General features: G+C 43.3%; 20 protein-coding genes. 6 read left to right on the top strand and 14 right to left on the bottom strand.

The window, feature by feature from the left end; all coding sequences use genetic code 11:
• Positions 1-74 precede the first annotated feature (74 nt).
• The gene (gyrA, locus tag FKN93_RS12090) at positions 75-2,750 is read right to left on the bottom strand and encodes a DNA topoisomerase (ATP-hydrolyzing) subunit A (RefSeq protein ID WP_158138395.1); all 2,676 of its coding nucleotides are present in this window, start codon (positions 2,748-2,750) and stop codon (positions 75-77) included.
• A 350-nt stretch (positions 2,751-3,100) separates the two neighbouring features.
• Here gyrA and ubiG point away from each other — a divergent pair, with 350 nt between their 5' ends.
• The 4 genes from ubiG (at position 3,101) to yfaE (ending at position 8,079) form a co-directional block, all read left to right on the top strand.
• Complete coding sequence (gene ubiG / locus FKN93_RS12085; protein WP_158138394.1) at positions 3,101-3,808, top strand: bifunctional 2-polyprenyl-6-hydroxyphenol methylase/3-demethylubiquinol 3-O-methyltransferase UbiG; 708 nt, start codon at positions 3,101-3,103, stop codon at positions 3,806-3,808.
• Positions 3,809-4,308: 500 nt separating this feature from the next.
• The gene (nrdA, locus tag FKN93_RS12080; RefSeq protein WP_170905185.1) at positions 4,309-6,591 is read left to right on the top strand and encodes a class 1a ribonucleoside-diphosphate reductase subunit alpha; all 2,283 of its coding nucleotides are present in this window, start codon (positions 4,309-4,311) and stop codon (positions 6,589-6,591) included.
• A gap of 76 nt (positions 6,592-6,667) precedes the next feature.
• Positions 6,668-7,801 (top strand): class Ia ribonucleoside-diphosphate reductase subunit beta, encoded by a 1,134-nt coding sequence (gene nrdB, locus FKN93_RS12075; RefSeq protein ID WP_004395360.1) that lies wholly within the window; start codon positions 6,668-6,670, stop codon positions 7,799-7,801.
• Positions 7,801-8,079 (top strand): class I ribonucleotide reductase maintenance protein YfaE, encoded by a 279-nt coding sequence (gene yfaE, locus FKN93_RS12070; RefSeq protein WP_110167010.1) that lies wholly within the window; start codon positions 7,801-7,803, stop codon positions 8,077-8,079. Before nrdB ends, yfaE begins: the two co-directional genes overlap by 1 nt.
• 26 nt (positions 8,080-8,105) lie before the next feature.
• Here yfaE and FKN93_RS12065 read toward each other — a convergent pair whose 3' ends face one another.
• On the bottom strand, positions 8,106-8,372 hold the full coding sequence (locus FKN93_RS12065) for a hypothetical protein (RefSeq protein WP_040904342.1): 267 nt from the start codon (positions 8,370-8,372) through the stop codon (positions 8,106-8,108).
• Between the two features lie 192 nt (positions 8,373-8,564).
• The gene (locus FKN93_RS12060; protein ID WP_170905184.1) at positions 8,565-9,815 is read right to left on the bottom strand and encodes a CinA family nicotinamide mononucleotide deamidase-related protein; all 1,251 of its coding nucleotides are present in this window, start codon (positions 9,813-9,815) and stop codon (positions 8,565-8,567) included.
• A gap of 286 nt (positions 9,816-10,101) precedes the next feature.
• Between FKN93_RS12060 and FKN93_RS12055 the strand changes: the two genes are divergently transcribed.
• Both FKN93_RS12055 and FKN93_RS12050 read left to right on the top strand, forming a co-directional pair.
• Positions 10,102-10,998 (top strand): DUF3943 domain-containing protein, encoded by an 897-nt coding sequence (locus FKN93_RS12055; RefSeq protein ID WP_158143932.1) that lies wholly within the window; start codon positions 10,102-10,104, stop codon positions 10,996-10,998.
• 178 nt (positions 10,999-11,176) lie between these two features.
• Positions 11,177-11,689 (top strand): ACT domain-containing protein, encoded by a 513-nt coding sequence (locus FKN93_RS12050; protein WP_004395364.1) that lies wholly within the window; start codon positions 11,177-11,179, stop codon positions 11,687-11,689.
• Between the two features lie 76 nt (positions 11,690-11,765).
• Here the strand turns inward: FKN93_RS12050 and nspC are convergent, their stop codons facing one another.
• The 11 genes from nspC to nhaA form a co-directional block, all read right to left on the bottom strand.
• Positions 11,766-12,896, bottom strand: a complete 1,131-nt coding sequence (nspC, locus tag FKN93_RS12045; RefSeq protein ID WP_161426559.1) for a carboxynorspermidine decarboxylase — start codon at positions 12,894-12,896, stop codon at positions 11,766-11,768.
• 165 nt (positions 12,897-13,061) lie between these two features.
• On the bottom strand, positions 13,062-14,306 hold the full coding sequence (locus FKN93_RS12040; protein WP_170905183.1) for a carboxynorspermidine synthase: 1,245 nt from the start codon (positions 14,304-14,306) through the stop codon (positions 13,062-13,064).
• Positions 14,307-14,320: 14 nt separating this feature from the next.
• Entirely contained in the window at positions 14,321-17,206 is a 2,886-nt protein-coding gene (locus tag FKN93_RS12035) for a pyridoxal phosphate-dependent class III aminotransferase (protein WP_170905182.1), read from the bottom strand.
• A gap of 564 nt (positions 17,207-17,770) precedes the next feature.
• Positions 17,771-18,181 carry a monovalent cation/H(+) antiporter subunit G gene (gene mnhG, locus FKN93_RS12030; protein WP_154168316.1) on the bottom strand — a complete coding sequence of 137 codons (411 nt, stop codon included), beginning with the start codon at positions 18,179-18,181 and terminating at the stop codon, positions 17,771-17,773.
• Positions 18,174-18,449 carry a cation:proton antiporter gene (locus FKN93_RS12025; RefSeq protein ID WP_040904345.1) on the bottom strand — a complete coding sequence of 92 codons (276 nt, stop codon included), beginning with the start codon at positions 18,447-18,449 and terminating at the stop codon, positions 18,174-18,176. The genes mnhG and FKN93_RS12025 overlap by 8 nt, the downstream gene beginning before the upstream one ends.
• Positions 18,450-18,455: 6 nt before the next feature.
• Positions 18,456-18,929: a Na+/H+ antiporter subunit E gene (locus FKN93_RS12020; RefSeq protein WP_040904346.1), complete on the bottom strand. Its 474-nt coding sequence runs from the start codon at positions 18,927-18,929 to the stop codon at positions 18,456-18,458.
• On the bottom strand, positions 18,926-20,422 hold the full coding sequence (locus tag FKN93_RS12015) for a Na+/H+ antiporter subunit D (RefSeq protein WP_154168318.1): 1,497 nt from the start codon (positions 20,420-20,422) through the stop codon (positions 18,926-18,928). Before FKN93_RS12015 ends, FKN93_RS12020 begins: the two co-directional genes overlap by 4 nt.
• Positions 20,419-20,772 carry a Na+/H+ antiporter subunit C gene (locus FKN93_RS12010; RefSeq protein WP_154168320.1) on the bottom strand — a complete coding sequence of 118 codons (354 nt, stop codon included), beginning with the start codon at positions 20,770-20,772 and terminating at the stop codon, positions 20,419-20,421. The genes FKN93_RS12015 and FKN93_RS12010 overlap by 4 nt, the downstream gene beginning before the upstream one ends.
• 5 nt (positions 20,773-20,777) lie before the next feature.
• The gene (locus tag FKN93_RS12005) at positions 20,778-21,209 is read right to left on the bottom strand and encodes a Na+/H+ antiporter subunit B (RefSeq protein ID WP_040904350.1); all 432 of its coding nucleotides are present in this window, start codon (positions 21,207-21,209) and stop codon (positions 20,778-20,780) included.
• Positions 21,206-23,497 carry a putative monovalent cation/H+ antiporter subunit A gene (locus FKN93_RS12000; protein ID WP_170905181.1) on the bottom strand — a complete coding sequence of 764 codons (2,292 nt, stop codon included), beginning with the start codon at positions 23,495-23,497 and terminating at the stop codon, positions 21,206-21,208. Before FKN93_RS12000 ends, FKN93_RS12005 begins: the two co-directional genes overlap by 4 nt.
• Positions 23,498-23,988: 491 nt before the next feature.
• Positions 23,989-25,182, bottom strand: coding sequence for a Na+/H+ antiporter NhaA (nhaA, locus tag FKN93_RS11995; RefSeq protein ID WP_170905180.1), 1,194 nt, complete (start codon positions 25,180-25,182; stop codon positions 23,989-23,991).
• Positions 25,183-25,606 lie beyond the last annotated feature (424 nt).

The following is a 25,606-nucleotide window of genomic DNA, read 5'->3' as shown; positions in this document are numbered from 1 at the left end:
GAGTATTTAATCTCGGTCTTTTATTCGTAATATTCACCACTGCTTATTTATTAAAGCGGTGTGAATATGACAACTTATTCAGTAGGATCCGTATTTACATCCGTTGAATCAGTGTCGATCACCGTTGACGTTGACTCCACCGATGACTGATCTTCAGAAGAAACATCATCATCTTGTGGCAAATCTGCCTCATCAAGCTCTTCAATACGTTGCAGGCCAACCACTTTCTCACCTTCTGAAGTACGGATAAGCGTGACACCTTGGGTATTACGCCCTACCTGACTCACTTCAGAAACACGAGTGCGAACCAAAGTTGCTGCATTGGTAATCATCATGAATTCATCGCCTTCATCGGCTTGCACCGCTCCGACAACTTTACCATTACGTTCTGAAACTTTGATTGACACAACGCCCTGTGTCGCACGGCTCTTCGCTGGGTATTCAGAAAGCTGAGTTCGTTTACCGTAACCATTTTCAGTCACGGTTAAGATGTCACCATCGGTTTTTGGCACAATTAAAGATACGACTTGATCGCCTTCAACCAGCTTCATACCACGAACACCAGATGCAGTACGTCCCATTGGGCGAACCCCACCTTTCACATTACCTTCATCATCAACAATCGGTTTTTCGTTAAAACGAACCACCTTGCCTGATTTTGAGAACAACATGATATCGCTTTCACCGTCGGTAATTTCAACCCCGATCAACGAATCATCATCACGTAAGTTAACAGCGATCAAACCATTAGCACGAACATTAGAGAATTGATCAAGTGAGGTCTTCTTAACCGTACCATCACCGGTTGCCATAAAGATAAATTTATCTTCACTGAATTCCGTTACCGGTAAAATAGCGGTGATACGCTCGTTTTCTTCAAGTGGCAATAAGTTAACAATCGGCTTACCACGTGCGGTGCGGCTAGCCAGTGGTAATTGATACACTTTCAGACGGTAGGTCTTACCGCGAGTTGAGAAACATAAGATATTATCGTGCGTATTGGCTACCAATAAACGCTCAATATAATCTTCATCTTTCATTCGTGTCGCACTCTTACCTTTACCACCACGACGCTGCGCTTCGTAATCGGTCAATACCTGATACTTAACATAGCCTTCATGTGACAAAGTAACGACAACATCTTCACGAGCAATCAGCTCTTCCATATCGATATCGTGGCTAGCGGCAGTAATTTCGGTACGACGTGCATCACCAAAATTATCACGAGCCATTTCTAACTCTTCACGGATCACTTCCATCAAGCGTTCTGTATTCGACAAAATATGGATTAGCTCGGCAATTTCATCCAATAACGCTTTGTACTCATCAAGAATTTTGCCGTGCTCTAGACCCGTTAAACGGTGTAGACGCAAGTCAAGAATCGCCTGAGCTTGTTGCTCAGTTAAGAAATATTGACCATCACGAATGCCGTATTGCGGCTCTAACCACTCCGGACGCGCGGCATCAGTACCAGCACGCTCAAGCATAGCGGCAACATGGCCTAAATCCCAACCACGAGAAACAAGACCCATTTTTGCTTCAGCCGGTGTCGGGGCTTTACGAATAAGATCAATAATCTCATCGATATTGGCCAACGCGAGTGATAAACCTTCAAGAATATGAGCTCTTTCACGCGCTTTACGTAGTTCAAAAATGGTGCGGCGAGTAACCACTTCACGGCGGTGGTTAACAAAACACTTCAACATCTCTTTTAAGTTGAACAGTTTTGGTTGACCATTATCAAGTGCCACCATGTTAATGCCGAACGTCGTTTGCAATTGAGTATTGGCATAAAGATTATTTAATACCACTTCCGCCACGGCATCGCGACGACACTCAATTACAATACGCATACCGTCTTTATCAGACTCATCACGTAATGCGCTAATCCCTTCGACTTTTTTCTCTTTTACTAAATCGGCAATTTTCTCAATCAAGCGGGCTTTATTCACTTGATAAGGAATTTCACTAACGATGATCGTCTCTTTGCCATTTTTCTCGGTTTCAATTTCCGCTTTTGAACGCATGTAGACTTTGCCGCGCCCCGTTTTATAGGCGTCAACAATGCCCTTACGACCACTGATCAGAGCAGCAGTTGGGAAATCTGGACCTGGGATATACTCCATCAGCTCATCAATGGTAATATCTTCATTACTAATGTAAGCCAAACAGCCATTGATCACTTCAGTCAAGTTATGAGGCGGGATATTGGTTGCCATACCGACCGCAATACCAGACGAGCCATTCACCAATAAGTTAGGAATTTTTGTCGGCATGACAGCAGGAATTTGCTCTGTACCATCATAGTTAGGTACAAAATCAACCGTTTCTTTATCTAAATCGGCCAAAAGCTCGTGAGCAATTTTCGACATCCGAACTTCGGTATATCGCATCGCTGCCGCTGAGTCACCGTCAATCGAACCAAAGTTACCTTGGCCATCGACCAACATATAACGCAGAGAAAAAGGTTGCGCCATACGTACAATTGTATCGTAAACCGCACTATCACCATGTGGGTGATATTTACCAATGACGTCCCCTACTACACGAGCCGATTTTTTGTAGGGTTTATTCCAATCGTTACCCAAGACACTCATCGCGAACAACACGCGACGATGCACTGGTTTTAGACCATCACGCACATCTGGAAGAGCACGACCAACGATGACTGACATCGCATAGTCTAAGTATGAACTTCGTAGCTCATCTTCAATGTTTACGGGTGTGATCTCTTTAGCTAGATCGCTCATAGAGCCATTATCCCTCTATAGTTTGATCGGATTATTCAAACCACACTCAGTTTTGCTCGACAACGAGCCTTGGTTTAACTGTTTTGTTGGCCGAATAATATTGATACTTATAAGGTTGAAAAATATAACACAAGTTGACCCACTTCGGCATCACTTTCCCTGCCCTTTTATCAGGTTGTGACCGTGGTTAAGTATCAACTGCCGAGAAATCACACATTCGTCTTATATCTAACTGATAAGTGGTTACTTTTCCATCAACTCTCTTTGGGTTAAAGATAACGGCTGGTGTGTATTGCTCAGCGGGTTATAATGAGCGCTTATTCGTGTGGGAAACATAGGCAATCAGAAGTATGACCAAAGCACAAAATGTCGATCCAAATGAAATTCAAAAATTTGCCGATATGGCATCACGTTGGTGGGATTTAAACGGCGAATTTAAACCATTGCATCAAATTAATCCGTTACGTCTTAATTACGTGCTGGATAATGCTAATGGTTTATTTGATAAAACCGTACTGGATGTTGGCTGTGGCGGGGGGATCTTAGCCGAAAGTATGGCTCGAGAAGGCGCAATCGTGACTGGCCTTGATATGGGCAAAGAACCATTGGAAGTGGCTCGCTTACACGCGCTTGAAACAGGCACAACGCTGACTTATCTACAAAGTACCGTCGAAGATCACGCCCAGCAATATCCGCATCATTATGATGTGGTCACCTGTATGGAAATGCTCGAACACGTACCCGACCCTCTCTCCGTGGTCAAAGCCTGTGCTCGTTTGGTGAAACCCGGCGGCCATGTGTTTTTTTCTACCTTAAACCGCAATATTAAATCTTATCTATTTGCGATTGTCGGTGCTGAGCAACTGCTCAAGATTGTGCCGAAAGGAACCCATGACCACAGCAAGTTTATTCGCCCTTCTGAGCTGTTACGTATGATTGATCAAACTGCGTTACAAGAACAAGGCATCACTGGTTTGCATTACAATCCCCTTACTGATCGTTACCGTTTGGGAAAAAATGTGGATGTGAATTACATCATTCATACCCGAGTGCTCTAAAATAACCGCTCTCTTTGCTCATCGATAGCAAAGAGCATTGGCAACCATAAGTAGAACGAACAACGGGTCTTGTGCATCATGACCAGCACATTTATCGTGTCAATTGGTGCTTGACAAGACCTTAGTAAACCTTTGACTCGGGTCTCAATCTTTACTGAAAAAATTACTGAAAGATCAAGTCATTTTTTTTTAAGCTTGGTTAGTAAAAAAGCAATCTGCAAAGGCAGATTTTTTACCATTAAATCTACCCTTTGATTGTCGGTAAGTAGCTACTAACTGAATTTTTTTATTTCTCAGGTTATCCACAATATGTGCAAGTTCTGTAACTTGCATTCATGACCAGATAGCACTATCTTGTAACCCGAACACTGATACACCCCTATATATAGTGTTTCTCACCACTGGCTGTAGGGCGATTTTTATCACAAAGCCAACGTTTGATTTACAATAATTACACCAAAACATGGCTTTTATCAGTTTTGTTAGGGAAATAAAGCAGAATGAACCAACAACTTACTGTCACCAAGCGTGATGGCCGCAAAGAAAATATCGATTTAGATAAAATTCATCGCGTAATCGAATGGGCCGCTGAAGGTCTGGATAACGTCTCCGTTTCACAAGTAGAACTGCGCGCTCACATCCAGTTTTATGACGGGATCACCACCTCTGATATCCATGAAACGATCATCAAGTCTTCCGCTGATTTGATTTCTGAAGAGACACCAGATTACCAATATCTTGCAGCAAGGCTCGCGGTATTCCATCTACGCAAAAAAGCCTATGGTCAATATGAGCCACCCGCACTCTATGATCACGTTTCTGCAATGGTCGCAAAAGGTAAGTATGATAGTCACTTACTTGAAGATTATAGCGCCGAAGAATTTGCGCTGATGGATACGTTTATTGATCATCGACGCGATTTAGATTTTTCTTACGCCGCCGTCAAACAGCTGGAAGGCAAATACTTCGTACAGAACCGAGTCACTGGACAAATTTACGAAAGTGCACAATTTTTGTATCTGTTAGTGGCCGCTTGTTTATTCGCCAAGTATCCCAAAGCAACACGTCTTGATTTTGTTAAACGTTTTTACGATGCGACGTCGACCTTTAAAATATCACTCCCAACACCGATTATGTCGGGTGTGCGCACCCCTACGCGTCAGTTCAGCTCATGCGTGTTGATTGAATGTGGTGATAGCTTAGACTCGATTAATGCAACGGCAAGCTCGATTGTCCGTTACGTCTCACAACGTGCAGGGATCGGCATTAATGCTGGACGCATTCGCGCATTAGGCTCTGAAATTCGTGGCGGTGAAGCATTCCATACGGGTTGTATTCCATTTTACAAGTATTTCCAAACGGCGGTGAAATGCTGCTCACAAGGTGGCGTTCGTGGCGGTGCAGCAACGGTATTCTATCCTTTGTGGCACGGTGAAGCAGAATCCTTATTAGTTCTGAAAAATAACCGTGGTGTCGAGGAAAACCGTGTTCGTCATATGGACTATGGCGTTCAGCTCAATAAACTGATGTACAGACGCTTAGTAGAAGGCGGCAATATTACCCTCTTTTCACCGTCTGATGTCCCTGGCTTATATGACGCATTCTTCCAAGATCAAGATGAATTTGAACGTCTGTACGTTAACTATGAAAATGACCCTAGTATCAAAAAACGTACCGTCAAAGCGTTAGAGATCTTCTCGCTGTTAATGCAAGAGCGTGCCTCAACAGGTCGGATCTACATTCAAAACGTGGACCACTGTAATACTCACAGTCCATTTGATGCTAGCGTCGCACCAGTACGTCAATCGAATCTGTGTTTAGAGATTGCTCTACCTACCAAACCACTGACGAATGTCGAAGACGATAGCGGTGAGATTGCACTCTGTACTCTGTCTGCCTTTAACTTAGGTGCAATAGAAAAACTCGATGATTTCGAAGAGTTAGCTGAATTGGTGGTGCGTGCATTAGATGCTCTACTCGATTATCAGGATTACCCTCTTCCAGCGGCTCGTAAGTCAACCATGAACCGCCGTACGTTAGGCGTAGGTGTTATTAACTACGCTTACTACTTGGCAAAACACGGTGTGAAATATTCCGATGGTAGCGCGAACGGATTAACGCATCGTACCTTTGAAGCGATGCAATATTATCTGCTCAAAGCCTCGGTGTTATTAGCGAAGGAGCAAGGCCGTTGCCCTGCATTTAACGAGACTAACTACGCCAAAGGTCTGCTACCGATCGACACGTACAAAAAAGATCTTGATGCATTATGTGATGAACCATTGCATTACGATTGGGATAGCTTACGTACTGAGATCATGGAGTTTGGTTTACGTAACTCAACGTTGACCGCTTTAATGCCGTCTGAAACGTCATCGCAAATTTCTAACGCGACCAATGGTATTGAACCACCACGTGGCTATGTATCGGTCAAAGCGTCTAAAGATGGCATTCTTAAGCAAGTCGTTCCTGAGTTCATCAAGCTTAAAGAGAATTACGAGTTGTTATGGAATATTGGCTCTAATGATGGTTACCTGCATTTAGTCGGTATTATGCAGAAGTTCGTTGATCAAGCGATTTCAGCGAACACCAATTATGATCCAAGCCAGTACGATTCTGGTAAAGTTCCGATGAAAAAATTGCTCCAAGATCTGCTCACTGCGTATAAGTATGGCGTAAAAACGCTTTACTATCATAACACGCGTGATGGCGCTAAAGATGATCAAAAAGATGCTGTGCAAGCACAAGATGATGACTGCGCTGGCGGCGGATGTAAGATCTAAGCAACTTTTTTGAATATTATTCACTGATAATTTGTATGCCCCTTGCAGAGTAAGGGGCTAAACGGATGAAACCACTATGGCTTACAGCACTTTTACTCAGAAAAAAAATGACCAACTGAAAGAACCTATGTTTCTTGGTCAACCAGTCAACGTTGCTCGTTATGACCAGCAAAAATATGAAATTTTCGAAAAACTGATCGAAAAACAATTAAGCTTTTTCTGGCGACCAGAAGAAGTCGATGTATCGAGCGACCGAATCGACTATGGTAAATTACCTGATCATGAAAAGCATATTTTTATCTCTAATTTAAAATATCAAACTCTGCTCGATTCTATTCAAGGACGCAGCCCGAACGTTGCGCTACTTCCTTTAGTCTCATTACCTGAGCTTGAAACGTGGATTGAAACGTGGTCATTCTCTGAAACGATTCACTCTCGCTCTTACACACATATTATTCGTAATATCATCAATGATCCTGCGGTTGTATTTGATGATATTGTTGAAAATGAGCATATCCTTAAGCGTGCAAAAGACATCGCCCATTACTACGATGACTTAATCCAAGCGACGAATGATTATCATCGTTTTGGTGAAGGGAAACACCAGCTTAATGATGAAACGATTAATGTTAGTTTGACTGAGTTAAAGAAGAAGCTTTATCTCTGCTTGATGTCGGTTAATGCGCTAGAGGCGATTCGTTTTTACGTTAGTTTTGCCTGTTCGTTTGCGTTTGCCGAACGTGAACTGATGGAAGGGAATGCGAAAATCATTAAATTGATTGCTCGTGATGAGGCATTACATCTGACCGGTACACAGCATATGATTAATCTGCTTCGTAACGGATTGGATGATTTCACCTTCTTGCAAATCGCTGAAGAATGTAAGCAGCAATGTTTTGATTTGTTCAAAGAAGCAGCTGAACAAGAAAAAGAGTGGGCAGCGTATTTATTTAAAGATGGATCGATGATTGGTCTAAACCGCGACATCTTATGCCAATACGTTGAATACATTACGAATATCCGCATGCAAGCCGTCGGCCTAGAGCCAGCTTATCCAAAAGCAACCAGTAATCCGATCCCTTGGATTAATGCGTGGTTATCTTCTGATAATGTTCAAGTTGCCCCACAAGAAGCGGAGATAAGTTCGTACTTAGTCGGTCAAATTGATAATGAAGTCAATGCTGATGACTTTGAGGATTTCCAACTGTAATGGCCAGTATCAAAATCAACAATACCGTAACCATTGAGTCTAATTCCTCTAATACGCTGCTAGAAAGCATGGAACAAGCGAGGTTAGAGCCAGAATATAATTGCCGAGACGGGCACTGTGGCGCGTGCCGCTGCACCCTTGTTTCCGGTGAAGTGGAATATGTTGGTTTTGCGATGGCTTATACGCAAGGTAATGAAATTCTACCCTGTATCTGCAAAGCAAAAAGCGCACTTGAGCTGGTTGGGGTGAATTATCGCCCAAAAGCCAAGCGCGCTTAACTTCTCGTGTTTATCTAAAGCCAGCACTATGCGCTGGCTTTAATACCAAATAACAGTCTATCGACCGTACTTCCTGATACCGATTTTTGCGCAATCTCCCTTCCCCCATCATCAAATAGAGACAATTGATAACCGTATTGATTTGGTGAGCAATCCTCTCTATTCGGTTCTTCTATTGGGGTATGCAGCCAAAGTGAAACCACATCTTGATGTTGATGAATTAACGCCTCACCTAAGATAACTTTTTGACTTGCGACTTTATACCAAACGAGAATTTTAGATTGATGGAACATACCAGCCTCCTGCCGAAATGAATCGAGCGAGTTGTTAGTCTACAGATAAATTCACTCGCTGGATCGATCATTTTTTCAGCTAAAAGGGCAAGCTTCAGCAAATCAAACGGTTACTATTTAGACTAATTAGGCATACTGCGGCTTATCTAAAACGTCTCTGGTAATAAGTTGGTAAATCACCATCTTATCAGGTCAAGATGGTTGTTTATTGAGCATGCTAGCTGGTAAATGCATCTCTTTAAGGCTCGTTACACTGCTATAGTGAGCGAATATCGGCTTCGCTGACAAATAACGACGTAGCATATCCCCCGCAATGGTTGCGATCAGCTGCTTTTGATCGTCTGCAGAATAAGTACGATTAAATTTTAACTGTTGTGCCCATTCGCCATGAGGGGTCGATAATGCCAAACAAAAGGCATCGTCTTGCAGTGGACCACTTACTAACGCAAGATCTGTGGCACACTTCTCTTTTGTCGCTCCTGCCAACGCAAATACCGCAGCAAGAGGCTCTTGTTCACTCAGTCCGGCTTCAGCACCATGACTTAATATCCAACTATGACCACTTAAGCGAGCAATTTGCTCATCACTGAGTAACCAATAGGAAAGCCATCCCTTCGTCGCCTGCTCAGCTATCGATAACGACAGTCCTTTATCTCGCAATAAATGCCCAAGATGAGTCAGCATAGGTTCATCGACACTCACCACATAAGCTTCAATATGCGAATGAATCAGCTGTAATACCCTGACTCGTGTCGCTAAATCATTAGCCGGGCCAAAAAGTTTAATTTCGATAAAAGGCAAATACGAGCGATAGCCAAGTTGATAACCTTGTGGAAGCTGTAACTTATCAAGCTTATCGGAAAGCCCGGATTCCGAGCTACCAAACGTATACAACTTGCTGCATTCAAAACCGACTTGTTGCGGAAACTGCTGTTGTAGGTCTGGCAAAATCTGTTGCTGAACCATCAACTTAAACTCGCTTGGCACCCCTGGCGTAAAATAAAACCAGCAATCATTGATAGACAATTTAAATCCACATGCGGTACCAATAGGGTTATCAATCAGGGTCGCTTTCTCTGGTAACATCGCCTGTTTAAGATTACTGTCTGGCATGGTTTTTTGGCGCTGAGCAAAAAAACGTTGTAATACTTCAACCCATTCAGGAAAGACGACTAAACGTTGATCAGCGGCTTGAGCCGCCGCCGCTGTACTGAGATCATCGCTGGTCGGGCCTAATCCACCATTCACAATGACGACCTGATTATTGAAGCTGAGCATTAACAACTCTTCGACCAAGGCAGATTGACTATCACCTACCGTAGAACGTTTGGTGAGACTAAAGCCATTTTCAAAAAATAGCTGTGATAACCAAGCCGCATTGGTATCGACGATGTCACCATGCAATACCTCTTCTCCAGTACTTAACATTGCTATCTTGAGCATAGTTTGACCTTATTTGAGTACTCGTTTCTCATTATAGCCATCAGTATAACCAACCGATGGCATTAGATATACTTGGTTGAATGCTTAAATCCGAACCAACGCTATACTTGAACACTGAAAATGACCGCAAGCGGTAAGTCGTTCAATGAATAAGCCTATTGATCATTTTCATCATGAGCATTTTCATGGATAATTAACCCTTTATACTACTGAGCATGTTGAGCGAGCTAAAAACTCAACCGTTTGACCCCATCAACAACGATTTATTTAATGATTGGAGCGTTTTGTGCCTAAAAAATATAGTCTTGCATTGCTATTATCTTGCACTTCTTATGCCAATGCGGCGTACTATCAAATGCCCCAACATATAGAGTTATCTTATAATGTCGACTGTCTACAAGTCGTTTGTCATCAGCCAGAAGCCGTAGTTCCTTCGCAACTCACTTTTGTTACACCATTAAAGCAACAACCAACACTAAAGATCGAAGATTCATCACTACCGCGTTATTTAACCATTTCAGATACTCGGGACTGGGCTTATTTAAGAGGTCAAACATACACCATATTAGGACTCAGTGTTGCGACGGTAGGATTGATGACTCTGCTCCCTGAATCGATCACAAAATGGGATGAAGAGGACCGCAATCTAAGTGGCTTAGGCCGAAAATGGAAAGATAATGTCACTTCTGGACCAACGTGGGATCGCGATGAGCATTTTCTGAACTATATTATGCATCCATATTTTGGCGGGGTGTACTACACCGCGGCAAGACATGCTGGCTTTAATGAATTTGAGTCTTTTCTTTATTCGGCCACGATGTCGAGTTTCTTCTGGGAGTATGGTGTAGAAGCGTTTGCTGAAGTCCCCTCTTGGCAAGACCTCTTTATTACCCCTTTCTTTGGCGCGGTAGTCGGAGAACTGATGTTTGAGAAAGAGCAAGACATTGTCGCCAATGGTGGTGAAGTATTTGGTTCTCAACGTCTAGGCAGCGTCAGCCTCTTTCTGTTGAATCCTGTTGGACACATTCATAGTTGGGTCAGTGATGCTTGGGGTGGTAGTGCTGAAGTGACATTCCAAAGTACACCTTGGTTTGGTGATAGCAATGCGGCTAAATTTGCCCTCAATTCCGGTGCAAAATACGATAGTCAGTTCTATGGTATTGATTTTAAAATTTCTTTTTAACGGATTCTCAAGATGGCCTTTTCGCTAAAGGTCACCTTATTCAATGACTTTTGTGCGAAAAATAGAATTATCAGACCTTGATCGGTATCCTTTTCGCAAACATTGACCTACCTCAATTTTTATTCATCATAACCGCCTACACTGATAATAAGCGTTCAGGCTATGCTAGGAGGTCATTATGAATAGTACTTTTATTGTAAACTTTGTTGGCACAGCCACTGCCGCAACGATCAAGCAATTGGCGGCGATCACTCATGAAAATGAGGGCAAATGGCTAATCAGCAAAGTCAACTTCATCGACAATCAAGTGGCCGCGGTGATTAAAATTGAAGTACCGCAAAACAACGCGGACATAGTGAAATCCGCCTTTCAATCTCACTCCGAATTGCTGGTACAAATTATTGATTGTGAAGCACAAACAAACCAAGAAGAGCAGATTTATCACGTCCGCTTAGATGCCAATGATCGGTTTGGGATTGTTAATGAAATCACCCATTTACTTGATGGGCAAGGGATCAATATTCTTGATATGGATTGTCAACGAGTGTTTTTAGCAACCGGTGGTGGCGTAAGCTCGAGCCTATTTAGTTCAACGATGGCCATTCGTTTACCAGCAGAAATCCGGATTGAAGATGTCATTAAAGAGCTGGAAGCACTCAGTGAAGATACCCGAGTGATGTTGGAATCTTAAATAAAATGGGTCCAATAAAATAACAAAGGGAGGCAAACGCCTCCCTAATTGCTATGCAGTGATAAGCAAACAAAAGTTAAACCGACCACTGAGACAAAGAACGTTTAAAATCTTGATAACCAAATTCATTTAATTTAATGATTTGTCCATCACGGCGCTCGCAATACACCGATGGCATTTTTAGGCCATTAAACCAGTTTAGCTTCACCATGGTATAACCGGCGCTGTCCATGATATGCAGCTTTTGCCCGATCTGTAATGGCTCAGCAAACTTGGCAACACAGAACTGATCACCAGCAAGACAAGAGCAAGAACCAATCACATACTCATGTTCACCCTGTTCATTGGCTTCAAGTACCGATGCTGGTTCACGATAAATCAAAGTATCAAGACGATGCGCTTCTGTCGCCGAATCAACAATCGCGGTTTGCATTTCGTTATCTACAATATCAACAACGGTCACGACTAAATCTGTGGTTTGAGTGATGATCGCTTCACCCGGTTCAAGATACAACTGAACCTTGTGCTTATCAGCAAAAGCTTTCAGCGCATCGGCGAGTTTATCTACATCGTAGCCCGGCCAAGTAAAGAAGACACCGCCACCTAAGCTTACCCAGTCAAGTTTATCGAGATAAGCACCAAACTTTTCAGAAATCGCATCAAGCAGCGCAATAAATGCGTCCACATCCTTGTTCTCACAGTTCATGTGGAACATCACACCGTTGATAGAGTCGAAAACGCTGGTATCTAACTTATCAAACTGTACTCCGAGACGAGAAAATTTACGAGCAGGGTTAGCTAAATCTTGCCCCGCATAACTCACTCCCGGATTTAAACGTAAACCTAGTGATGCCTTACCTTCCACCAAGTGGCGATAAGCCGCCAACTGAGATTGAGAGTTAAAGATCATTTTGTCGCAAATATCAGCAACCTCTTTAACATCCTGCTCACTGTAACCAACACTGTAAGCGTGAGTTTCACCGCCAAACTTCTCATAACCTAGCTTGACTTCAAACGGGCCCGAGCTGGTCGTGCCATCAAGGTAAGGCTTAATGATGTCAAACACGCCCCAAGTCGAGAAACATTTCAATGCTAGCACTAATTTAACCCCTGAACGTTCTTTTAAACGCTTAGCGATTTCCAAATTAGCGATCAACTTCGCTTCATCGATCATGAAGTAAGGGGTGTTTAGTTCACTCTTTTGCATCTGATTTTATTCCTATTCATATCCAGTGACTTTCGTTACTGGAAATATCCTAAAAAGGAAAAAACAGCCGCTACTCAGTAGCTGCTGTTTTAAACACGCGGTATTTATTTCACATCTCTAGAATCAATATCCAAGCAATCAGTTCTAGGATGCCCTCAGCGATCATTACTTGAGAATTTTAATATCAGGCTGTCCTGGCTCAAGTTCAATCACATCCCAGTCCAAACCAATCGATGGCATGGTTTCTAAGAACGGATCGGGATTCAACTGCTCCATATTGAATACTCCAGCTTCAGCCCACTCACCACGGAAAAACTGTAGCGCAGCAGTAATCGCAGGTACACCCGTCGTGTAAGCAATTGCTTGGTGATCAACATCCTTATAAGCCACTTGGTGATCAGCGTTATTATAGATAAAGACACTGCGTTCTTTGCCGTCTTTTCTACCTTGAACCCAAGTACCAATACAGGTCAATCCGGTATAACCAGGAGCGAGTGACGTTGGATCGGGTAACATGGCTTTTAACACTTGCAATGGTTTCACTACCGTTCCGTCATGCAGAGTTAATGGCTCTGGATTCAGTAAACCAATATCTTTCATCACATTAAAGTAATTCAGGTAGCGATCGCCAAAGCCCATCCAGAATTCAATCCGTTTAGCTGGAATAAATTCCTGTAGCGAACGAATCTCGTCATGAGACATTGAATAGACTTTAAAGTTACCGCAATTAGGGAAATCAAACTCCAGCATACGGGTATGGCAAGGAACGCTTTTCCACTGTCCCTCTTCCCAATAGAAAGAGTCACCCTGAATTTCCAGTAAGTTAGTTTCTGGATCAAAGTTGGTGGCGAATTTTTTACCATGATCGCCCGCGTTAATATCTAACACGTCGATGGTATCAATTTCATCAAATAAATGTTTGACCGCATAAGCGGCAAATACACTCACCACACCTGGATCGAAACCCGCACTCAAAATACCGGTAATACCTGCTTGTTTAAACTTATCACGAAATGCCCATTGCGGATCGTAAGCTTCTGGTACTTGCTGCCCTTCTGTGCATAAGTCAACAGCCACTGACGTATCTAGATAAGAGACTTTTGCTTGGTAGCAAGCTTCCATAATTGTGACGTTAACCCAAGGAGGACCAGCATTGATCACTAGATCAGGCTTCACCTCATTAATCAACGCAACAAGTGCAGCAACATCATCGGCATCCACTGCGCGAGCTTCTAGCTTCTTAGTCGAATCTTTAAGGTTATTTTTACCTTTAATGGATTCAATGATCTTCTCACACTTCCCGATAGAACGAGAAGCAATGGTAATATCACCCAGTACGTCATTGTTTTGCGCTGCTTTGTGAGCAACTACCCAACCAACACCGCCCGCACCAATCTGTAGAATTGACATAGTATCCGTTACCTTTATTTCGCTAGCTCAACCGCTAGAGTTTCAATTTTAGCCAGTAAAGATTCAAAATCTGAAATCTTTAAGCATGGGTTCAAGATTGTGAATTTCAAAGCTGTTTTGCCATCCACTATGGTTTCGCCAAGTACAGCGACACCGCGTACCAAGGCCTGCAGACGAACGGTTTTGTTCAGCTCATCTAAATCAGACGCTTGTGTGTTTACCGCGCGGAACAACACGGTAGATAAACAAGGTTCAGCTAACAGTTCAAAAGCGTCATGCTGGCGAACTAGCTGCGCCACTTGTTGAGTTTGCTCAAGCAAGTGATCATACATGGCACCCATTTGTTGTGGTCCCACGTTTTGCATAGTCATAAACACTTTTAACGCATCAAAGCGTTTGGTCGTCGCAATCGATTTATCGACCAAGTTTGGTAACGTATCGTGTTCACGGTTTAAATAATCCGCATGATGAAGCAGGTATTTAAAGTTATGTTTGTCTTTCAGTAGTAACGCACCGCAACTGATGGTTTGGAAAAACAACTTATGGAAATCGACACTAATAGAGTGAGCGCGTTCGATACCATTTAAACGCTGTTTATGGCTGCTCAAAATCAGCGCGCCGCCATAAGCACTATCGACGTGCATCCATAGATCATGTTGCTGAGCGGCATCGGCAATCGCCACTAAGTCATCAATGGCACCGTGATCGGTTGTTCCTGCCGTACCCACAATCGCAAAAGGTATTAACCCCTCCGCTTTCGCTTGGTGAATCACAGCGTCTAGCTGAGTGACATCCATCGTGCCATTTGGCAGTGCGTCCACAGCAAGAATGGCTTTTTCACCTAAGCCCATCCAAGAGGCGGATTTTTGTACCGTAAAGTGTGATTTTTTCGAGCAAACAATCCGCAGCTTATCGGCATAGTCAGGCAAACCAAGTTTTTGAATCGAATGACCACTTAATTTATCGGCAATCCAATCACGGGCTAACATTAAACCCATTTGATTACTTTGCGTGCCACCACTGGTGAAAATACCGTCCGCTTGAGCGCCTAACTGGTATTTTTCGCACATCCAATCGACCACTTTCTGCTCAACAAACGTTGCCGCAGAAGATTGATCCCAAGAATCCATGGATTGATTGAGTGACGCGATGATCGCCTCAGCCACTACCGATGGCATCAATGGTGGAGTGTGCAAGTGAGCAATACAATCTGGATGCTGAACAATGATTGAATTTTTAGCAATCAGTTCAGCAGTATCTGAAATCACATCGTGCAAAGACGCATTTTTATTATCCAGATCAACGGCGTTAATCGCATTTTCGAGGATCTTTGGCTCTAACCCCGAATAAGGCGCATTAACTTGCTCAAATACTGCTTTCATTGCAGCCGTAGTGTGATTCATTACTTGAGCGAACGCTTGGCTGCCTAAATGCCCAGTATGGATAAAATGCTTTTTCCACTGGTCATTCGCGGCTTCAGGTTCTTTCGAGCCTCCGCCAGCCGCAAGAATGGCTTCTTCTAACACACGTAATGCAAAATCAATTTGCTCGAAAGAGATGATCAATGGTGGTAAGAAGCGGATCACCGAACCATCACGTCCGCCTTTCTCAACAATTAGTCCGCGCTCTAATGCGGCGCGTTGAATCGCCAGCGTTAATTGCGGTGCCGATTTAGGCTCACCAAATTGATTAAGCTCACCACTTGGATCTTGAATTTCTAAGCCAAGCATCAGACCTTTACCACGAACCTCGGCAATACAATTCACACGGCGTTGAATGTTTTCTAAGCCCATGCGTAAGTATTGTCCCGCAATATTGGCGTGCTCAACCAAATTATCGCGAACAATAATTTCTAGTGCTTTAGCCCCAGAGATCATCGCTAATTGGTTACCGCGGAAAGTACCCGTATGTTCACCTGGACGCCATGTATCGTGCTGTTTATTGATCACCAAAATCGACATAGGTAAACCACCGCCAATCGCTTTTGATAAGCAAAGTACATCAGGGATGATTCCTGACTCTTCAAACGCAAAGTGATAACCGGATTTACCAACCCCACACTGAATCTCATCGAAAATCAGTAAAATGCCATGTTCATCACAGATACGGCGCAATTCACGTAACCAAAATGCTGGCGCAGGGATAACGCCACCTTCACCTTGCACGGGCTCGACAATAATGGCTGCGGGTTTCATGATACCGGCTTCGTCATCATGCAATAAGCGCTCTATATAACGAATGCTGGCTTTGGCTCCCTCATCACCGCCGAGTCCAAACGGACAACGCAGGCTGTATGGGAAGGGCATAAAATGCACATCTGACATTAAACCGGTACGACGTGCCTTGGTATTTAGGTTGCCCATCATACCCATCGTCCCATTGGTCATGCCGTGGTAAGCGCCACGAAACGCAAACATGGTATTACGACCAGTCGTTTGCTTGGCTAATTTAATCGCGGCTTCGACGGCATCCGCACCAGAAGGACCACAAAACTGAATGACACACTGTTCAGCAAGTTCTGTCGGTAAAAATCCTTTCACTGTTTTAATAAAATGGGTTTTTGCCGTAGTCGCTATATCCAAGGTTTGATAAGGCAAGCCAGAATCGAGCTGGTCTTTCAACGCTTGATTGATTTCAGGATGGTTATAGCCTAACGCAAGCGTTCCTGCGCCAGCTAAACAATCGAGGAAAAGCTGCCCACGGGTATCTTCCACTAAACAGCCAAAAGCCTGTTTAATCGCAATCGGTAAACGACGTGGGTAAGAACGTACCGCGGATTCGTGTTCAGCTTGATCAAGCAAAACTTGATCAGGCGTTAGATCATAAAGACCATCTAGTATTGGTACTTGGTTGGAAAAACAGGTTGCGATAGTGTTATCGACTTCAAAGGCTGTACTCATCTTCGTCACCTTGAAATGGTTAAAATTCTGTCCATTGTTCGTCGTCGTGCGAGGAAAAATGACAAATAGCAAAATTTCCGATGCTGTCGTAAGACACCTTCGGAATACGGGCCATTAGCGTAAATGGCAAATCACTAAAACAGAGAATCAAGGTTCGGTTATGCTGCTGTCTTGATAAACAGGGCATAGAGGAAGCACAAAGCTGATTATTAATGTGTGTAAGTTAAGTGAGTTCAATGTTGGGTTTCCCATTCACATGCTGTTTCCACAGCAAGAGTATCCCGTCTATCAGCAAAAGGTTTGCTGATACCTACCCTACGTGGTGCCGCAATCAGCCTGAATGTTCACCACGCGTATCCCCCAGAAAACGCAGTCCGAGATTGAGGCGGACGTTAACATAAAATTGACCGTGTTCGCAATGATTTTTATTCTATCATTCAGCCAAATAATCCCTGCATCGTAGAGACTATTGAGCAATAAGTGGTAAAAAACCTCTAGCGCATGATCCATGCGCTAGAGGTTGATGATTAAACGTAATAAAAAAGTAACTAGCGTTGATTAACCCTAGTTTTTGTTGTCGTTCTCTTTACCCGCGGGCTCGGCTTCTTTGACGGGTAAATGACGGCTGGCCAATTCATGCGTTTCTAGATCATAACGCTCTTTAATCACGTCCTTCACGACACCATCCCACTGTGGTACGCCAACAAAATAACTAGCGCGAGCTAAAACATGAGCAGCAATCGGTGCCGTCAAGATAACAAATACCACTACAGCGAGAGCTCGTACCACAAAGGCCATATCTCCCCAGTTAACCACAGCAAACGCCACCACCATCAAACCAACACCCAATGCCCCAGCTTTGGTTGTTGCATGCATGCGAGTTAATAAATCTGGCATACGGTTAATACCAATGCCTGCTAGCAACATTAAAAATGAGCCGGTAAGAATGAGTATCGCAATAATTAAATCAGTCATCGTCTCTGTGTCCTCGTTTTTCTAAATAACGGGAAAAACCGACCGCTGCCATAAATGACGTTAAGGCCAACACAATCGCCACATCAATAAAATAAGGCTGTTGATAGCGAATGCTGTAGAGCACGACTAAGCCAACGGTTAAAGAGGCCATTAACTCTAAGGCCACCACCCTATCAGGTAAAGATGGACCTTTTAATAAACGTACCGTTGCCAAAACCAAGCTAATTGCTAACATGGCAAAGCAAAGGGTATAAACAATATTCAACATAGTCTGTTACCCCAGTAAATCAATCACACGAGCTTCAAGACGCTTGAACTCTTCAATCTGACGAGCTTCATTCTCAAAGTACATTAAATGGACATACAACACGCTTCTATCGGTGGCCACATCCAATGCCAAAGATCCCGGTGTGACGGTAATTAATGTCGCAAACATAGTGATCGCCCCTTCGTCTCGTAAATCGAGAGGAATCGCAATCACGGCTGGTTTCATTAAATGCGTCGGCGTTAATACATCATAAGCCACTCGCCCATTAGCCTTAATTAAATCCCAAATGAAAAACAGTCCAAAACTGATCACTTTCGGTAATTTTTTAAAATAGGCTTTAAACGTTGGGCTATCTCGTAGCAAATAAGCCAAAATCACGTAACTCATCAGCATGCCAGCAAATAAGTTAGAGATGGTATAGGTACCCGATAAGATGAGCCATACCAAGGCAAGCAGCATATTCCATCCAAAGGCTTTCATGACTGACCTCCAAGTACCGCATCAATATAAACTTGTGGATTCATCACCTGCTCAGCGGTAGCATTCATCAGCTGAATAAACCACTCTGCACATAAACCGATGGTAACACTCATTAACACCATAAGGATGATTGGAACGTACATACAGAAACGTTCACTATCACTCATCGGTGAATTCGTTTGCGCATCATCAGGTAATTTCTTCCAAAAAGCCTCTGCCCAAATTTTAATCATTGAATAAAGTGTTAGAAGGCCAACCGCTAACGCAGAACCAACGGCAATCCAATGGCTAATACCAATCCCTCCGGTTATGACCACATATTTAGCAATAAAACCAGAGAATGGCGGAAGCCCAGCTAACGATGCAGCACTGATCGCAAACAAGAACGCTAATAAAGGCGCACTACGGTATAACCCACCTAACTTATCCAGTTGGTAGCTACCGTGACGACGATACATCACGCCGCTGATCAAAAATAAATTAGTTTTCACAATCATGTGGTGTACGACGTACAAAATACCACCAGCAATAGCTAACGGTGTGAACAACGCTAAGCCTAACAGCATATAACCAATCTGACTGACACTGTGGAAAGCGAGGATACGTCGAACCTCAAATTGAGCCGCAGCCCCTAACACACCCACCACCATGGAGAAGATCCCCATCCATAACAAAATAGTTTGGTGAGTAAATGCCACATCGGAGATAAAAATCAAACTAAACACGCGATACAACGAATAGACGCCAACTTTAGTTAATAGGCCAGCAAAAATCGCAGAAATCGCTACTGGTGGTGTGTGATAAGATGCTGGTAGCCAGAAAAACAGCGGGAACGCTGCTGCTTTAATCCCGAACGCCACCAAAAAGAGCAACGAGATTAACGTAACAATTTGTGGGTTGTCGGATGCCGCTAGCTTTTGCGCTAAATCAGCCATATTTAATGTGCCAGCATAAGCGTATAACAAGCCAATTGCTGATAAAAATAACGCCGATGATAATAAGTTTAGGGTCACATACTTTAATGCCCCTTCCATTTGGGCTCGTTCACCGCCAAGGATCAATAGACCAAATGACGCAACCAGCATGATCTCAAACCAAACGTAGAGGTTAAAGATATCGCCGGTTAAGAAAGCACCGATCACCCCAGCCAGCATCAGATGCAATAATGGATAAAAACCAAACGCTTCGTGTTCTTCGCTCATGGTTGCCAATGCATAGATGGAAACACATAACGCAACAAAAGCAGAAGACGTAACTAACGTCACCGCCAGTAAATCGGCGACCATGGAGATACCAAACGGCGCTTGCCATCCCCCCAAGTGAGTAACTTGAATTCCATTTAAATACACGTTGTGGAATAAAATCAACGTAGCAATCAATAGTGTGGAGTTGGAAAGCACACTGACCCAACGTTGCAGCTTTCGATGACGCCAAATGACCATCGATAATGCCGCTGCAAACATAGGAATAAGAATAGGCATTAATAACATCATAATTGAGTATCTGTCGTCTTCATTTTGTTCATGTCATCCGCACCAATGACTTTATAGGCGCGATGTATCAGTACTACGGCAAAAGCCAGTACGCCAAAGCTGATCACAATCGCCGTTAATATCAAAGCTTGTGGGAGTGGATCAGCAATCTCAGCAAACGGTACGGTCATTCCTACCGGGATCAACGGCGGAGCACCTCTCACTAGCCCACCTCCGGTGAAGATCAGTAAATTAGCCGCATTGGATAAGATCATTAAACCAATAACAAGCTTAACAATACTGCGACGTAACATCATAAATAGAGCGGCGGCATACAATCCGCCAATCACGAAAGCAAATAAAGTGGTCATGTTACTTAATCCTCCACTTCAGCAAGGGTCAGCAATAACGTCGTTACCATACCAATAACGACCAGATAAACCCCGATATCAAATAATAATGGTGTACTCAATTTCAGTTCACCGACGCCAGGTAGATAAACCGTCCACCAGACGCTGGTCAAAAATTCACTGCCTGACAGAATCACACCGATCACACCACTAAACATGGCAATCATTAATCCAACCCCCATCAGTTGTGAACTATCGACACCAATCAGACGTCGGGTCTGGACTGGTGTGAAAGCAAACAGATGCAAGGCAAAAGCACTGGAGGCAACAAGACCAGCAATAAAGCCGCCCCCCGGTTCATTATGTCCACGCAGCAATAAGAAAATCGAAAACAGCAACAACATTGGTAATAGAAATCGTGCCGCGACTTGTAGAATTAACGCACTATCTGTTTTCATGGTTTATTTTTCTCCAACTTGATCATCGCCGTGACTCCAATGGCGGCCAAAGCAAGAACAAATAGTTCACCCAAGGTATCTAACGCACGATAATCAACCAGTATTACGTTAACAATATTGCGTCCTTTTGCTATCACATAACTATTTTCAATTAAGTAATCACTGATCCGATCGGGTTCGGCAAATTGAGTCACGGTCATCACCAGCAATGTCATCATGCCACCAAACACAATGGCGACAAAAGCATCACGCCAACGAACGTCTGAACTTGATAAGCGTTGAAAACGCGGCAATTTAAACAATACAAAGACCAACATGATCACCGTTAGCGTTTCAATCAGTATCTGGGTAATCGCCAAATCAGGGGCACTAAAGAAGACATAAATCAACGCCATACTAAAGCCTAGTGCGCCGATCGCTGCAACCGCACCCAAACGCTGCGAGGTGATACAGGCATAACTCACTACCGCAATAATGATGCCCGAGATCAGAATCTCGTAAACCTCAACGCCAGAAAAATCCAGCGTACCATACCAACCAACGCGCGTGGCAATGGTGTAGCCAACCAATACAATGGTGGTAATAAAGATGGTTAAAATGTAATTGGAAAGATAACCATTTTGCACACGGCCTGTTAACCATTTAGAAAAAATCACTAACCCTTGCATAAAGAGGTCGTAGCCTTTTTCTGGGCCATAATTAAGTAAAGGCTTAGCCAAAATAGCTTTAGGCGCTAAACGGCCCCAGCGTTTAAAGAGTAAATAGCCCCCTGCTAATGCGACGGCACTGAGCAGTAAAGGCAAATTAAATCCATGCCATAAAGATAAAGCGATAGGATCAACCTTATACCCAGAAATGGATGAAGCCGCAGCAGTAATGAGTGGTGAAACCAAGGATGGAATCAAACCAAAGATTAGCCCTAAACTTGCGAGGAGTGAAAAACCAATCCGCATAGCAAAAGGAGCTTCATGGGCTTCTTTCGGCGTTGTGATCACCTCTCCCCAAAACGGCTTAATCGCAACCAGTCCGGCACAAGCCGCTAAGCAGATGGAAGAGACTACGCCAACAAACAGTAATGCACTTTGCCATGGACTGGTTAACAGCCCTTCTAACATCGCTTCTTTAGCAATAAAACCGAAAACCGGTGGAATACCTGCTAGAGCTAATGCCGCTAGTGACATAAAAATCGCCGTCTGTGGCATGCTGCGCCGTAAACCACTCAACTGACGAATGTCTTTGGTTCCGGTCTCATGGTCCACCGTACCGGCTGCCATAAACAAAGCCCCCTTGTACAGTGCATGGGCCAATAAAAACACCATGGCGGCAATTAACGCCGCTTCCGTACCAATCCCTATTAATAAGGTTAAGGTGCCTAAAGAAGCAACCGTGGTATAAGCTAAAATACGTTTTAGATCGGTACTCGTCACCGCCATTACCGAGCCTACCAACATCGTCAATGCACCGACGCCAACGAGCAGCATCGTCCAAGTACTGTCTCCTGCCATGACTGGTTGTAAGCGAGCCATTAAATAGATACCAGCTTTCACCATCGTAGCGGAATGTAGGAATGAGCTAACTGGCGTTGGTGCTGCCATTGCGTTTGGTAGCCAAAAATGAAATGGAACCTGAGCCGATTTAGTAAATGCTCCCGCCAATACCAGTAACATCATTGGTAAAAATAGGCTATGTTGCTGGATTTCTGCTCCTTGACGGACAATTTGATCCAACTGGTAGGTACCGGCAATCTGACCGAGTAATATGATTCCCGCCATTAAAGCAAGGCCACCACCGACCGTAACAAACAGTCCCTGCAAGGCTGATTTACGCGACTTTTCTTGCTCATGATGAAAACCAATCAGCATATATGAAGTAATACTGGTCAGTTCCCAGAAAACAAACATCGCCATAATGTTGTTCGCTAACACGACACCAAGCATGGCGCCCATAAATGCACAAAGATACATCACTAGCTTACGCTGATCGACGTGGCCTGACAGGTAACTTCCTGCATACACGACAACTAATGTACCGATCCCAGTGATCAATAATGCAAACAATAGGCTTAAACCATCAAGACGAATATCAAGCGAAATGCCTAATGACGGAATCCAATCGTAATAGAATAATAAGCTATGCCCAGCCGTCACCTGCGGAACAAAGCCTAAGAAATACACAAACAGCAAGGCAGGAAGCAAAGCAACCCACCATACTGCACGCTCACCTAATTGGCGATACAGCCAAGGTACAAAAAAAGCAACAATAAAACCTGACATTAATGCTAATAGCATCTAATGACCTCCAAACGTCGAAATCCTGTCGTAGACAACAAGGGTTCGTTTCCCTAATGCAAGTGATTAAATGACAACCACACTAAAAATAAAGCTGAACGGCGAATGCGAACCGTGTTACGTATTATCCTAAAAGGTTAATACTTTAATATAAACAACTTACATGAAGAGTAGCTTACTCTTCCTAAAACAAGAAAGCATAAAAACAAAGTTTTATGCTTTCTGAGAGTATATTGACCTGTCAAGGGATTTTTCTATAAACCATGACACATTAACACAAGATAAAGATAGGCACATGTATCGTTGTTCAGCACCAACCAGAATTTACGTTACTGTTATCACCCATGTATACGGCTCGAACAGTCAATAAGGCCTAGTATCTCCTTAACTAAGGCTCTAATACCATAGGATAGCAATCTCTTGAAACATTAAGCCACTATCCAATCACACTATGTTTAATCCGCTGACTCGATTAGCGAAGCCTTGAGTGATTAGAACTTCGCTTTGATCTCTTTCACTAAAATAGGCTCATCAAGCAATACTTTTTTCGGTAGCGTAGCACGTAGCATAATATAGCCCGCCAGCGCCGCAGCGGTTGACCCAATCAAGATACCTAAACGGGCATAGTTATCCAAAATAAGATGAGCATGACCGAACGCTAACGAAGAGATAAAGATCGACATCGTAAAGCCGATACCACATAACACCGAGACAGCAAAAATATGCCGAGTATCAATACCTTCTGGTAACTTTGTCATCCCTAATTTGACGGAAATCCAGCTAAAGGTAAAGATGCCAAGCGGTTTACCGACAAAAAGCCCTAACGCGACACCAACAGGTAACGTTGATGTTAATCCCGCTAACGAGATCCCTTCTAACGAGATCCCCGCATTCACAAAAGCAAACAGCGGCAGAATGGCAAACGTTGACCATGGATGTAACCAATGCTCTAAGCGCTTTAATGGCGATGGAGAGGTTGCCTGTTTACCTTTCAAAGGAATCGCAAAACCGATCATCACGCCAGCAAGGGTGGCATGAATCCCTGATTGTAGGACAGCAAACCATAATATTGCGCCAAGTATCAAGTATGGCACTAACGACGTGACCCTGTAACGATTAAGTAAGTATAAACCACCAGCCGTCAGTAAACCCATTGCTAACGCAAAACTCGATAGCTCACTGGTATAAAATAGGGCAATAATAATAATCACGCCAAGGTCATCAATAATCGCCAACGCTAATAGAAAAGCCTTCAAACTCACAGGCACTCGATTACCCAGTAACGCCATAATCCCCAAAGCAAAGGCAATATCGGTGGCCGCAGGAATCGCCCATCCCTGGCTTGCCGTAGGATCCGCTGAATTAAACCAAGTGTAAACCAATGCTGGCGCTAACATTCCCCCTAAAGCAGCAATGGCTGGGAATAAAGCCTGCTCTTTTGATTTTAGCGATCCTTCGATTAATTCGCGTTTTACTTCTAGGCCAATTAATAAAAAGAAAATCGCCATCAGCCCATCATTGACCCAATGAGAGAGAGACATACCGAAGACATAAGCATGCAGAGCATGCTGATAAAGCTCATTAACAGGTGAATTGGCAATCAACATAGCCGCAATAGCAGCCATAACTAATAACACTCCACCCGCGGCTTCTGTTTTAAAGAAACTACGAATCATGCGTATCATGGGGATATCGTCCTTTGTGATGATAAGAATCAACGATGAAATGTACCTAACGACACTAAACACAATAAATCCGGTACAAGAAGATGAGATTGAGTCTACTCACTCGCTGCTCGGTTTAAAAATCGCTTCTAATGAAACAAAACATCGGAAAATCCGATCTATAAAGACAAAAAAAACGTAATTTCCGTCGTTAAAACAGACAAAAATAATGTAATAAAATATGTTAACTCAAAAATTACATCAAAAGATCATTTATAAAAATAAAACTTATCAAATAGTTAAAATGACAATATCAATTTTAAAGGAGGGGAATCAGAATTCGAAAGAAGTCAAGACACGATAAAATGAACAGTCATGCTTGTACCGGTAAACATGAGGTAAAAACAGAAGATGGGGAGATAAATCAACTATTGAGTCGTCATAC

It is taken from the genome of Vibrio sp. A8-1 (assembly GCF_013048685.1).
GTDB classification, from domain to species: Bacteria; Pseudomonadota; Gammaproteobacteria; order Enterobacterales; family Vibrionaceae; genus Vibrio; species Vibrio metschnikovii.
The sequence above is the reverse complement of the archived record's forward strand: the minus strand, read 5'-3'. Positions and strand labels throughout refer to the sequence as shown.